This is a genomic window from Microcoleus sp. D2_18a_D3 (assembly GCF_036702455.1).
GTDB lineage: Bacteria > Cyanobacteriota > Cyanobacteriia > Cyanobacteriales > Microcoleaceae > Microcoleus.
In genome coordinates this window covers 61377-74706 of record NZ_JAUBTK010000029.1, presented here as the reverse complement: position 1 = coordinate 74706, position 13330 = coordinate 61377, and the positions used below count along the sequence as shown (strand labels likewise).

General features: G+C 47.9%; 11 protein-coding genes. 5 read left to right on the top strand and 6 right to left on the bottom strand.

The window, feature by feature from the left end:
* Nucleotides 1–1655, top strand: a 1655-nt coding sequence (locus QUB06_RS15765; protein WP_333436057.1) for a calcium-binding protein, incomplete at its 5' end; no start/stop codon positions are given.
* Nucleotides 1656–1703: 48 nt separating this feature from the next.
* On the opposite strand, the gene QUB06_RS15760 is transcribed toward QUB06_RS15765, so the two are convergent.
* A complete protein-coding gene (locus QUB06_RS15760) occupies nt 1704–2261 on the bottom strand; it encodes an NUDIX hydrolase (RefSeq protein ID WP_333436056.1) in 558 nt (185 codons plus the stop codon).
* Nucleotides 2262–2351: 90 nt separating this feature from the next.
* On the opposite strand from QUB06_RS15760, the gene QUB06_RS15755 reads away from it, so the two are divergent.
* Nucleotides 2352–3680: an AMIN domain-containing protein gene (locus tag QUB06_RS15755; protein ID WP_333436055.1), complete on the top strand. Its 1329-nt coding sequence runs from the start codon at nt 2352–2354 to the stop codon at nt 3678–3680.
* 268 nt (nt 3681–3948) lie between these two features.
* Here the strand turns inward: QUB06_RS15755 and QUB06_RS15750 are convergent, their stop codons facing one another.
* Nucleotides 3949–4551: a DUF3172 domain-containing protein gene (locus QUB06_RS15750; protein ID WP_333312292.1), complete on the bottom strand. Its 603-nt coding sequence runs from the start codon at nt 4549–4551 to the stop codon at nt 3949–3951.
* Nucleotides 4552–4838: 287 nt separating this feature from the next.
* On the opposite strand from QUB06_RS15750, the gene clpS reads away from it, so the two are divergent.
* Nucleotides 4839–5120, top strand: coding sequence for an ATP-dependent Clp protease adapter ClpS (gene clpS, locus QUB06_RS15745; protein ID WP_015178019.1), 282 nt, complete (start codon nt 4839–4841; stop codon nt 5118–5120).
* Between the two features lie 231 nt (nt 5121–5351).
* Here the strand turns inward: clpS and QUB06_RS15740 are convergent, their stop codons facing one another.
* Both QUB06_RS15740 and QUB06_RS15735 read right to left on the bottom strand, forming a co-directional pair.
* Nucleotides 5352–5684 (bottom strand): RNA-binding protein, encoded by a 333-nt coding sequence (locus QUB06_RS15740; RefSeq protein WP_190743136.1) that lies wholly within the window; start codon nt 5682–5684, stop codon nt 5352–5354.
* A 287-nt stretch (nt 5685–5971) separates the two neighbouring features.
* A complete protein-coding gene (locus tag QUB06_RS15735; RefSeq protein ID WP_333436054.1) occupies nt 5972–7252 on the bottom strand; it encodes a hypothetical protein in 1281 nt (426 codons plus the stop codon).
* A 407-nt stretch (nt 7253–7659) separates the two neighbouring features.
* Between QUB06_RS15735 and QUB06_RS15730 the strand changes: the two genes are divergently transcribed.
* Nucleotides 7660–9042: a UDP-N-acetylmuramoyl-tripeptide--D-alanyl-D-alanine ligase gene (locus QUB06_RS15730; protein WP_333436053.1), complete on the top strand. Its 1383-nt coding sequence runs from the start codon at nt 7660–7662 to the stop codon at nt 9040–9042.
* Between the two features lie 123 nt (nt 9043–9165).
* Here QUB06_RS15730 and QUB06_RS15725 read toward each other — a convergent pair whose 3' ends face one another.
* Nucleotides 9166–9600 carry a hypothetical protein gene (locus QUB06_RS15725; RefSeq protein ID WP_333436052.1) on the bottom strand — a complete coding sequence of 145 codons (435 nt, stop codon included), beginning with the start codon at nt 9598–9600 and terminating at the stop codon, nt 9166–9168.
* Between the two features lie 216 nt (nt 9601–9816).
* Here QUB06_RS15725 and QUB06_RS15720 point away from each other — a divergent pair, with 216 nt between their 5' ends.
* Nucleotides 9817–10938: an HNH endonuclease gene (locus QUB06_RS15720; RefSeq protein ID WP_333436051.1), complete on the top strand. Its 1122-nt coding sequence runs from the start codon at nt 9817–9819 to the stop codon at nt 10936–10938.
* 121 nt (nt 10939–11059) lie between these two features.
* On the opposite strand, the gene fusA is transcribed toward QUB06_RS15720, so the two are convergent.
* Nucleotides 11060–13144 carry an elongation factor G gene (fusA, locus tag QUB06_RS15715; RefSeq protein ID WP_333436050.1) on the bottom strand — a complete coding sequence of 695 codons (2085 nt, stop codon included), beginning with the start codon at nt 13142–13144 and terminating at the stop codon, nt 11060–11062.
* Nucleotides 13145–13330: the final 186 nt, after the last annotated feature.

The window sequence follows — 13330 nt, the reverse complement described above, 5'->3', positions numbered from 1 at the left end:
ACATCCAAAACACCAGCATCGGGACTCCCGGAAACGATTCCTTAACAGGAAACGACACTAACCAACTGTTTCTCTCCGAAGGTGGCGACGACACAGTGTTAGGTGAAGCAGGCAGCGATATCGCTTTCGGCGACCAACAGCGAGACTTCATCGCCTCCGGCCTCGACAACGACATCGTTTACGCCGGCAAAGAAACCGATGCCGTATTTGGTGGCAAACAAGACGATCGCATTTTTGGCGATCGCAATGGAGACACATTGTACGGCGATCGCGGTGGCGACACCATAGTCGGCGACAACGGCAACAACATCGACTTGACCGACAACGACGGCGACCTGATTTTCGGCGGGTCTTCAGGCGATGCCATTGGTAGCAATCAAGGTTCCGACACCGTTTACTCCGGCAAAGGCCCAGACATCGCTTACGGTGGGATCGACAACGACTTGATTTGGGGTGACAAAGGCCCAGATACCCTTTGGGGCGACAACGGAGACGACTCTGTGTTTGGCGGCGTCCTCAACTCCCTCGATATCGACCCCGACGGCTTCGATTTACTGACAGGAGGCGATGGCAACGACCTACTTAACGGCAAAGAACAAGACGATACCTTGCTCGCGGGCAACGGCTTCGATTTGCTGTTTGGAGGCAAAGGGGGCGATGCCATTTTCGGCGAAACTGACTCGGATACTCTCTACGGCAATCTAGGTTCCGACACCATAATCGGCGACTACGGCACTCAACTTGGCAGCACAATTGCCACGGATGAAGGTGATTTAATTTTCGGCAACGACACCGGCGATATCATCGGCGGCGGCAGCGGTAACGATAGCATTTTTGCTGGCAAAGGTAACGACTTAGTTTACGGCGGCAAAGATAATGACCGGATTTGGGGCGAACTCGGTTCCGACACCATTGTCGGGGATGAGGGGGACGATTCGCTTTATGGCGGCTTGCAAAACGAGTTAGTGTCCGATGTTGATGGCCGCGACTTGCTATTTGGAGGAGATGGCAATGATTTTCAGGGTGGGGGTGAGAGTTCCGATTCTTTGAGTGGGGGTTTTGGTAACGATACCCTTCGTGGAGGCAAGGATGATGATGTTGTACAGGGAGATGCTGGGGATGATTTAATTTACGGCGATGATGCCAGCGATATTTTGTGCGGCGATGAAGGTAACGATACCATTAGTGGCGATCGCGGGGAAAATCTGCGAGGCGCTGTGGGTGAAGACGGTCAGCAAGACTGTATTAATGGTGGCAGTGGCGATGACCTGTTATACGGCAATGAAGGTCAAGATACTCTCAATGGTGATGATGGTAATGACAGTATTTACGGAGGGAAAGATCGCGATATTCTCAATGGGGGTGCAGGGGATGACTGGGTGTTTGGCGATGGGGGAGATGATACTTTGATTGGAGGTATTGGGAACGATCGCTTTGTGTTAAGCGCTAATAGCGGTATGGATACTGTGCTCAATTTTTCCGTAGGAACTGATAAGTTTGTCCTGGCTGGTGGCTTGAGTTTTGAGAGTTTGCAACTTAACTCGATGGCTAATGGCACACTGCTACAAGTTGCGGAGACTGGGGAGGTTTTGGCTCAGGTTTTTGGAGCTGATAATACTATTACTTCTCTGGATTTTCTGACTCTTTCTCGTTAAGACAGGCCTCACAAAAAACAGCGTGTAGGGTGCCATTCACACAGCACCTTACCGCTGTTTATTCAAAAATTCTAATCCTAAAAAAATAGCTGCGATGCTTCCTGCTACACAAATTTCTCGGTTTGCTATTTTTAACAAAACTTCGGGAATTGGGACTAAAACTACTTCAATATCTTCTGTAATATCCAATGGGATTTTGCTAGCAAGCTTGACATTTTTAGCAAAGTATAGGTAGATAGAATTGGTGTCTTTGACGGGGTTATCATATAAGGTTGCTAGTTCCAAAATTTCTTCAGCAACATATCCAGTTTCTTCGGCAAGTTCTCTGGCGGCTGCCGATTTCCCGCTCTCTTCAGCAGGGTTGAAAGATCCAGCAGGCAGTTCCAGCAAAATTTCGCCTACTCCGTGCCTGTATTGGCGCACTAATACAAGTTCTTGCTGCTCTGTCGTGGCAAATACGAGGGCGATATTGGGTCGGACATTAACGAAAAAGTCGTTTATAATTTGTCCGCTTGGCAATTCTATTTCATCTTGTCGAACCTGACACCACTTGTTGTTAAGAACTAAGCGCGATCGTAATAATTTCCATTTAGTTAAATTTTTCATATCGCAATAATGCTAAACTTTCAGCGTCATCCGAAGGCAAAATTTTCCCATCCATAATCTATTTCAGATCAAAAATTTCACCCAGCAGCCATGCCATACAAAAAATTACCACGAAAATTTTGGGCAGACTTACAAAAATTGACTGTTAATTCTCTACCAGCGGGATTGTTTGCGATCGAGTCACTGAGTCTGAGTCTAGCAGTCGCCGCCGCAGTTGCAGCAGTGGCCGCAACACTGGAACCAGCAAATGCTTCTACAGTCACAAGTTGGAAATTCGATCCGGCGACAAATCAGCTAGAAATTACTCTCCCAGAGGGAACAACTCCCACATATTCTCTACTCAACCCGTCTCAGATTGCTGTGGATTTGCCCAATACTGAGATCGGAGTAGATGCAACTCAGCTATACCCACAAGGTAGAGTGCGTTCTGTGGGGGTGAGTCAACTTCAACCGGGAACGGCGAGAATTCTGGTCAATTTGGCTCCTGGAGTCGGTTTCAGCGCAGGGCAAGTTCAATTCCAAAGAACCGGGGTAGAAAATCGCTGGGTGTTGCGTCCTTCGATCGAACCGACTCCAATTATGGAAACTCCCGAAACTCAACCCCAGCCTGCAAGACAAGTACCGCAAAACCAGCCGCCGACTGATTCCAACTCAACTGCTGCCACAGAGATCGATCGAGCTGAGCCTCGTACTTCCCTGAATCCCGCTACAAATTCTTCGCAGCCGCCAACTCCAAATGACCAAATCCGGCCGCTAAGAGTGCCTTTAGTCAATGTTCGCCTTGATGAACGCCGTGGGGTACAAGCTGCTGCTCTACCCCGCCTAGAGCCTCAAATAACGGCTGCAGCAGCGCCCCAACAGCGGACGCTTACTTTTGGTGAACCGCTTCCTCGCGGACGATCGAATGCTCCTTTGCAGGCTGCGGCTGGGGCGAATGTCTTGTTGCCGGCGGGCACGGAGATCAGTTTGCTATACCCCGGCGATCGGGCTCTGCGCCTGCAAGCGAAGCCCAGCCAAGAGGAAGTGCTGCTGCTGCAAGGGGGAATTTTCGACAGTCGCGGTAATACGATCGTACCTGCTAATACGCCGGTCATAGGCCGGTTTGAAACAACGAACCTCGGTAGTCGATTTGTGGTCGAAGCTATTAGTCTCAACGGCCGCAATATCCCTCTCTTCGCTCGCTCCGAACCCGTGGGCGGCCGCCGACAAGAGCCTTCCGATCGCAGTTTGTTGCGAAATACTGGTATTGGTGGCTTAGCTTTGTTCTTGCTGAGCGGCTTTTCTGGTATCGGTTTGTTGGCGGGAGCAGCCGGTGGTGTTGCTACAACTTACGTCGCTGCTCCTCAACCTGCTACGATTCAACCCGGTCAAATTTTGCAAGTTCAGTTAACCGAAGATTTACCCCAGTTCGGTTTTTGAAGCCAGAAGGAAGAAGGAAGAAGGAAGAAGGAAGAAGGAAGAAGGAAGTTCGGCAACGGATTTTGTAACGGATGTAACGGATGTAACAGATGTAACGGATGTCAGGAAGAAGGAAGAAGGAAGACTTTCTTCTTCCCTCGAACCTCTTCGTTCAAAATTTACTTAGAGCAGTTTTCCATTCTCTGAAATAAAGTAGGGACTTAAGCTAACCCTAAGTCCCTACCCCATATCTGAAATTGACTCAACTGAAAACCGCTATATCCGCGATTTAGAAATTTTGACCTTCAGTGGTTGGAGCTATCGAACCCGGTTGGTTGAGGAACAGGTTTTTAGCGCCGTCGTTTTGGTAGATACAGTTAATTTCGGGTTGAGCTTCCAGGGGGCCGGTGAAGCCAAAGGTGTTCATGCGATTTTTGCAATCGCGCACTTGGTCTTGGCTGATGAGTTTTCTTTGTTCGAGAATTGCCCAGTTATTGGTTCGCAGGACGCATCCGGGGCGCATACTAGGCTGCGAGATGTAGACGTTGAAGGGGTTGAGGGTGACGTAGAGGCGCATATCTGTCACCATCGCGCTTGCTCCAAACTGCACGCAAAGTTCTGGGTTCGGGGCGCTGCGATCGATAAATTCGCGGGATGCTACGTTCTCTGGGCTAATTGTAGCTGTGGAGCTAAAGGCAATGCCAATGCCAATTCCCAGAATAAAGACGGCTGTTAAAATCCCTAGGGTGGCGGAATTGAGGAAAGAGGGTTTACCGGACTGAGGTTGACGCCGCGACTGTCCGCCAAAGGAGCCGGAGTAGTCGGAGTCTTCATCTCCTCGGGATGGGTCGCCGCTGAATCTGTCGTTGTAGGATTTAGGTTTGCGTTTCATATAATGTTCCCTCAGTTCTGGAGACTCAACAGGTAGTAGTTTGTTATTTTTAGCCGATCGCGCCTTTCTAATATTATGGCGCTAGGAAGATGGTTGCCCAGGGCCCAGGACACCCACTCTGGGTTTGGTGTTGCGTTCACCACTCGCGATCGACCAAGGGGCTGCCTTGTCTGAATTTTCAGATTTCAATAAAATAGCTGAAAGTGAGATAGTCTTGCACAGCGGAGGAATCCGGCTCAAGATTGTTGACAAATTTTAACATTTTACAAGTCAGGAGGTATAGATTAGTGTCTGTCGAAATTATTCAAAAGCCTTCCACAGTCCGCAAGCTTGCACCGCGCTACCGCGTTCTGCTGCACAATGATGATTTCAATCCTATGGAGTACGTGGTGCAGACTTTGATGGCGACGGTACCGAGTCTGACTCAGCCACAGGCGGTAAATGTGATGATGGAAGCCCATACTAACGGGATGGGATTGGTGATTGTTTGCGCTCTCGAACACGCTGAGTTTTACGCTGAAACGCTCAATAATCACGGATTGAGCAGCAGCATCGAACCTGACGATTAGAACCTGACGGTACTGCAACGGATTCGCCCAGCCGGTTTCAGACTTATACCGTCAACCCTCATACATACCAAAAAGCCAAGGGTTCGGCCCTTGGCTTTTTGGTATATTTAATGCGGTAGATATGGAAACTTGAAGAGCATAGGTTTTTCGGAAAGGCCGGAAGTGGTTCGGAGCTAGGTGAGCTCTCGCGCCAATTTCAACTCTTCAATCTCAAATCTTTATCAGAGGAAATTAATAACGTCCTCCGCCGCCGCCCCCTCCGCGAGCAAATTTTCCAGGACCACCGCCGCCCCGGTTGCCGCCGCCCCGGCCACCTTCATCTTCGCGGGGCTTGGCTTTGTTAACTTTGAGGTCGCGACCCATCCACTCTGCTCCGTCGAGAGCAGCAATCGCTGCATCTTCTTCTGCATCTGTGGACATTTCTACAAAACCGAAGCCGCGGGGGCGACTGGTTTCTCTGTCGGTAGGTAGATGTACCCGCTTAACAGTTCCGTATTCGGCGAAGACGGTGGTGATGTCTTCTTGGGTAACTTGGTAGGATAAGTTACCGACGTATATCGACATGAGGAATAACTCCAAAATTTAGACAGTGCGAAGATTTCAGTTTCGGAGAGTCCCCTGCCGATACAGAAGGGCAAGTTTTTAGACAATTCTGTAGCAATGAACAAAGCCTGCAACTGAATCTGATTCACACTTGGTACTTTAACATAGAATAGAGTCTTTTGAATAGGTTTCAGGAGTTAATTAAGTCGTTCAAATTAAAGGTAAAACTTTTAGGGTATTCAGAAACCTGGTTGATGGGTGTGATGTTTTGCCTGCAGTGGAAGCAAAGAAAGTTATGCCCCCCGCTCTCACCGCAGGAAAGATACATCCACCTTGCCAAAGTTGGTACTCAAAGCTAGGTTCACGTTTTCCAGGGCTTTAACTAACCACACCACGCCTTCTCGGGTACTGCATTCGTAGTGACCGAACAAAATTGCCAGTCGCTTTTCTAGGTAGGGCTTGACTTTGCCGCAAATTAGTACGATTTTCAGCAGCAAACCTGTGGTTTGGGTGGGACCGAGGTTTGAGATCAGGTCGATGAAGACAAAGTGGTTGGGCCGCACAGGACTCTCTACTACTAAAAAGTTCAATAACTGGCTGCAAGTTCTGATCATTAAAAATTCATTAAACTTCTGATCGTCGCTGTGGGGCAGGGTATTTTGTAGTTGCTTATACAATTTTTCGTTAAAGAGACGTTTGCCGAAGCGATCGTCGGTGACAGAAGAAATCAGGTATTCGTACAAGTCGTCTTTAAAGGAGTGGTAGGACTGATTTGTGCTGGCGTTCGCCGTGAAACGGCCCGCTAGCTGTCTGTAGGTATCGGCTCCCTCTACTTTTCCGACAAAGTGCTTGAGGGCAAAGAATAGTTCCGGGTCGGTCAACAGGGTCGGGTTTTTTATAGGCTGTATACTTCTTTGAAAGACAATTGAGGTTTCCCGGCGCGCTGTTTGGGCTTTTCTCACTTGGTGAGCCACGTATTGCGAGAGGTTGACCTCAAATTGCTGCTGCTTTTGAGCTTGGATTTTTTTAATGATTTTCTGCTGTTCGTAGGTGCTGTCGTCGCTGAGGAGGCAGTGTTTGTAGAGGTAAGGGTAGCGGGGAATTAAGGTTCCCAGGGCGAGGCTAGCAGGGGCTTTGCTGTTGCTGCTATCTTCATTGCTGTGAGTTATGACTTTTGCTAAGCGCTTGAGGGTGAGGTACTGTTCGCTTTCGGTAAATTGACTTACTAATTTGGGGATAGAGTCCCGCATCCGCGATCGATTGTATCCAAATAATATTTTGGGCGCTTCTTCAAACAGGGCGATCAATTCAGGGATGGCTGCTTGCTTGCTGGGGTAGGTTTGCCAGCGGTTGATCAGGATGTGGCAGCAGCGGTTGAGGATGTACTTGAATTCTTGTTCGGCGTGTTCTGAGGCTGCTATTTTTTCGAGTGCGTCGGCGACGGAGCGATCGGGATATCCGCTACCCTGGATAAACAAAGTGCGAAAGCGGCTGATGAGTTCGGCCGGCTGCTCTCGTTGTACCAACTCCAGCCAGTGCTTGTAAAGTAGCTGTTCTTCTTCGTAACTCTGTCTATTGTAGTCGTTCACTGTGGTTAACCCTCCGAGGCTGAGGCAGTAGCCTTCAGCGCTATTAGCTTGATAAATTGGCCGATGAAGCGCAACAATTGACTCAACCGAGCTTCTCGCCGGATGAGGCTTACGGGTAGAAGCTGTCAGCAGCTTAAGCCGATCGATATTTTTTGCTTAGTTAAACTATTTACCAATACCAGCATGACATGAATTGTTGGTAATTCGCAAGCCTTAAATCACCATCTACTTTGTAAAGTATTGGTAAAGATTGTGGGTGGGTAGGGGATAATTTCTTGGTGGGCGGACGATTTAGTATTAGGATTGTCAAGATATATCCAGGTTAGCAGCCCCCTGTCAGTTAAATTTCAGGTCAGGCAAGGTAGGATTAGCTGTGAAAATAATTATTTGAAATGTGAGTGCTGGTTATGGTTTGTCGCGTAAGTATCGCCCAACTTGCTGAAATTTTAACTGTACCTTTGCCTGCTGTGCCTGACGACGTTTTGACAGCTTTAGGGACAGGTATTGCCACAGATACGCGCACTCTTGAAGGGGGCGAGGTATTTTTGGCGCTGCGGGGAGACAATTTTGACGGCCATCAATTTGTAGCAAAAGCCAGGGATTTGGGGGCGATTGCGGCGATTGTCGATCGACATTGGCAACAGGAATTGCCGAATTTTCCGCTGTTGCGCGTTGACGATACTTTAAAGGCTTATCAGTCGATCGCCCGTTGGTGGCGTGACCAATTCAGTATACCTATAGTTGCTGTTACTGGTTCTGTAGGTAAAACTACCGTTAAAGAGTTAATTGCGGCGGTGTTGTCAACGAAGGGAAATGTTCTTAAAACTCAATATAACTACAACAATGAAATTGGAGTACCAAAAACTCTGTTGGAGCTTTCACCCGCCCACAATTATGGTGTAATTGAAATGGGTATGCGCGGCAGTGGCGAAATTGCGCTGCTGTCGCAAATTGCGCGACCTACTGTTGCGGTAATTACTAATGTAGGAACGGCGCATATTGGGCGATTGGGTTCCGAAGAGGCGATCGCCCAAGCTAAGTGCGAACTTTTAGCCGAAATGCCTGCTGATAGCATTGCTATTCTAAATCACGATAATCATAGATTAATGGCAACTGCGGCGAAAGTTTGGCAGGGAAAAACTTTAAGTTACGGTTTAGAAGGCGGGGATTTGTGCGGAGAATTGCTCACTCATGATACAATACTTATAGATGGTATAGAATTGCCGCTGCCGCTGCCGGGACGGCACAATGCTGTAAATTATTTGGCGGCTTTGGCGGTAGGAAAAGTTTTAGGTATTGATTGGGAAGTTTTAAAGCAAGGTTTGTATGTGCAGTTACCGGATGGACGGGCGCGCCGCTACGATTTGCCGCAGGATATTATGATTCTGGATGAGACTTACAATGCGGGTTTGGAGTCGATGTTGGCGGCCCTGAGAATGTTAGCAGATACTCCGGGAAAGCGCCGGATTGCGGTGTTGGGAACGATGAAGGAATTGGGCGAAAGGGCGATCGAATTTCACCGACAAGTGGGAAGGGTGGCGCGAGAGTTGAATCTTGATGCTTTGTTTGTTTTTGCTGATTTTGAGGAAGCGGCGGCGATGGCCGCGGGTGCGACGGGTTTGCCTTTTGTGGAGATAGGAGATATTACAGCCAAGGATGGGCGGGAAGGTTTAGCAAAGCGGTTGTTGGGATTTGTCGAAAAGGGCGATCGGATTTTATTTAAAGCTTCTCATTCAGTTGAGTTGAATCGAGTTGTGGAGAAGTTTAGGGCAGATTTTGCGAGGGAGTAATAGAAAAGAAATTTTGGGGATGTTAAATTATGCGAGCGCTTCTAGTCGATCGTCACCTCAAACTCACGTTTCGATCGCTGATGCGTAGGGTAAGATGCCCATCTGCACCTAAGTGCCCAGGGCTCAATATTTTGATAGCCCTCTGGCCTCGATTTCGATATCGGGATCGAGCTCAATTATTGAAATTTTGGCATTTTCAACAACTGTATTTCCGAGCATTGTATTGTGCATTGCCTCAAACTTAGATTCATCTTTAGCAATTCGTTCGTAGTGCAAAATTACGTGATAACGCTTTTCCATCGGCACTCCCGAATCCGAAATTTCCACCGCATCCCAATCTATATTTTGAGAGTCTTCGGCTTGCTGGCGGTAGCGAGATGCTAAATGTTCCAGGGCGATCGCGATCGCGTGTTCTTTCGTTTGTCCGTAAAAATTCAGGGTATCATCAGGGCGATCGCTCAGAGATGACGAAATCTGACAAAGATACTGCCCGTTTGATTGAGCGCAAACGTCGATCGCAATTGTACCAGCAGTGCGATCGGGATTTATTTGAGTCATAAGCTGTTCGGCATTTAAAAGACGATAGTAGGGTGCGTCAGTCCATAAGCGTTTCCCAAGTCCTGTAACTATTCTAACTGACGCACCCTACAAGGCTGAAACTCACCACAGCACAAGTTTTAGGAGCAGGGGAAGCATGACCTATTTCAGGATCTGTCGAAAAAAAGCTAAAATATCGATTAGTTTTCGTTGCACTTGTCATGTCGGAGAACAAATATGAGTTCAGTTGAGGAAACCGAATTGTCACAAATCGTTGACTTGCCACTGATAGGGTCTGCTGAACAATATCTCTTCTCAGTCGAAGACAATCGAGAGCGTGCTGATAAGCTAAAAGAATTACTTAGCCCTAAGCTTAAAATAATCATTAAACAAGCTTGTGACCTAATTCACCAAGTTTATGGCACAGATGTACTATCAGATTATCGGATATTGACTACACCAGCTCATCGCCTTGAAGCCAAAAAAACCCAGCCCTACAAAATAGCAAGCGCTGGCTTGACTATAAAAGGAAAAGGTTGGTATTTTCAACAGAGATTCGAGTGTACTTCTTATAGTTTAGTTGTGAAAATTTTTGGATTAAGAGGGCTAGAAAGCAATCCAATTGTTCACATTCTGAAAAACCATTTAGAAGATGTTACTAGGATTTTGAAGCATGGTAGATATATTATTTCCTCTAATAATATTGCACCGGAAAAATATGGTAAGTTAGAGTATGAGGAGTTTATTAACAGACTGCAATTAATTTATGAAGGAGGTTGGAATGGTACTTGTATTCAGAGTCCATCCCTAGTTCTTCCTATTAAAGACCTAGATGCAGCTCAGCCAGTGATTAATAACTTTGTCGAAATCTTTGCTATCTTTCGTGCTGCATCAAATGTGTTTCTTGGTAAGGAAGACCGTTTTGAGGACTACCTAAAATGTTTGAGGGATTGGCAAAATCCGCTTCAGGTTCAGGAATCTGTAACTACTACTAGATTCTTTCCTGATGAAGTAGATGCAGTACAAACATTTCGTGAGGGGGCAGTACGGCAAGTTTCAGTCAAAGACTATGAACGCGAGCCTAAAGCTCGGCAAAAATGTATTGATTATTACGGTTCAAGTTGCTCTATTTGTGATTTCGATTTTGGCAGAGCTTTTGGGCAACAGGGAAAAGGTTTCATTCATGTTCATCATCTACGACCCATTTCAGAAATTGCAGAAGAGTATGAAATTGACCCTATAAAAGATTTGCGTCCTGTTTGCCCAAATTGTCACGCTATGATTCATCGTCGTTCACCACCATTTAGTCTTGAAGAAATCCAGATGTTGTTGAAGTCTGCTCGTGATTCTAGTATCTAATATGTTTTGTTGACTTATTCTAACCGATTGTTTACAAAAATTAGATCCCCGATTTCTTCAAAAAGCGGGGATCTAATTTTTCTGTTTGACTCCAGATAGCACCTACCAGGAGTCAAATACATTACTTCGCGGCTTGACGCTCTTTTGCCGCCTTAATCACTTCTTCAGCGATGTTATTCGGACAAGGAGCATAGTGCGAGAAGGACATTGAGAACTGTCCGCGCCCAGAGGTCATAGTACGCAAGTCGCTAATGTAACCAAACATTTCGCTCAACGGCACATCTGCCTTGATCCGCGCTCCTGTTTGTCCTGTCTCCTGAGATTTCATCATCCCCCGGCGGCGGTTGAGGTCGCCGATCACGTCGCCCATGTAATCATCTGGAGTGAATACATCGACATTCATAATCGGTTCGAGCAACTGAGGCGCCGCTTTAGGCAGAGACTGCCGATAGGCCGCTTTGGCAGCAATTTCAAAGGCCATTGCTGACGAGTCAACGGGGTGGAAACCGCCGTCTAGTAGGGTGAATTTCAAGTCCAAGCAGGGGAATCCGGCCAAGACGCCTTTGTCGATGCAGCTTTCAAAGCCTTTTTCGACCGCTGGCCAATATTCTCTCGGCACGCTACCACCAGTCACTTTGGACTCAAACTGGAAGCCACTTCCCACCTCACCAGGCTCGATCACATAGCCAATTTTCGCAAATTGACCGGAACCACCTGATTGCTTTTTGTGGGTGTATTCGTCTTCGAGGCGCTTGGTAATCGACTCGCGGTAGGCTACCTGTGGTTCGCCGACTTCTACTTCGATGCCGTGGGTGCGCTTGAGAATGTCTACTTTGATGTCGAGGTGTAACTCGCCCATCCCCTTGAGAATCGTTTCGCCGCTTTCTTGATCCGTCACCATGTGGAAGGATGGGTCTTCTTGCACCATCTTGGTGAGGGCTGCTCCCATTTTTTCTTCGCCGCCTTTTTGTTTCGGTTTGACCGAAATCGAAATAACGGGATCGGGGAATACCATCGGCTCTAGGGTGGCGGGATTTTTGGGGTCGCAGATGGTGTGTCCGGTGCGGACGTTTTTCATGCCGACGATCGCCACAATGTCCCCTGCTTGGGCGGATTCAATTTCTTCGCGAGAGTTGGCGTGCATCTCCACCAAACGGCTGATGCGCTCGGTTTTGCCTGTGGCGGTGTTGAGTACGGTGTCGCCCTTGGACAACTTACCGGAGTACAGGCGCGTGAAGGTTAAAGCACCGTAGCGATCGTCCATGATCTTAAACGCCAGTGCCCGCAATGGCCTGTTGGGATCGACGATCGCAAACTCGCCGGTTTCCTCGCCATCGAGATCAACTTCTGGCTGCGGTGTGACTTCCATCGGGTTCGGCAGGTAGTCAACTACGGCATCGAGAACCAACTGCACGCCTTTGTTTTTAAACGATGAGCCGCAGTAGGTGGGGAAAAATGCCCGATCGCGAGTACCTTTGCGAATGCAGCGCTTGAGGTCGTCGAGGCTCGGCTCGTTGCCTTCGAGATACTGTTCCATCACAGTGTCGTCTTGCTCGACGGCCAGTTCGATCAACTTTTCGCGCCAAGTTTCGACATCATCGACCATATCGGCGGGGACATCTTTAATTTGATAGTTCATGGGATCGCCGGAGTCATCCCAGATCCAGGCTTTGCGGGTCAGCAAATCGACTACGCCACAAAACTTTTCTTCTATGCCGATCGGCAATACCATTACCATCGGTTTAGCGCCAAGGATTTTATCGACTTGCTGGACAACGCGGTAAAAATCTGCACCGGTGCGATCGAGCTTGTTGATGTAGATGACGCGAGCGACTTTGGAATCGTTAGCGTAGCGCCAATTGGTTTCCGATTGTGGTTCAACTCCACCCGAACCGCAGAACACACCGATGCCACCATCGAGAACCTTCAAAGAACGGTAAACCTCGATCGTAAAATCGACGTGTCCGGGAGTATCGATGATGTTGAGCTGATGCTCGTTCCAGAAGCAGGTGGTAGCAGCGGATTGAATCGTAATACCGCGCTCTTGCTCCTGTTCCATGAAGTCAGTAGTCGCCGCGCCTTCGTGAACTTCACCGATTTTGTGGATTTTACCCGTCAGTTTCAGGATTCTTTCAGTTGTGGTGGTCTTGCCAGCATCTACGTGGGCGAAGATGCCGATATTTCGATAACGAGTGAGATCTTTCATAAATTAGTGTTGAGATTAAATGCGACGAACCGTCGGCGACCACCTGCAAGCGTGACAAGCGAGGAATCAATGTTGCCTGGTAAGGCCAGTACAGGCCGGATTTCCTTTTTCCTGTTTCTGGCAGGACTATCTTAATTTTGACACTTCTCCGTCATTCCTGCGAAGGATTCTTGGTTTAATAAGAGC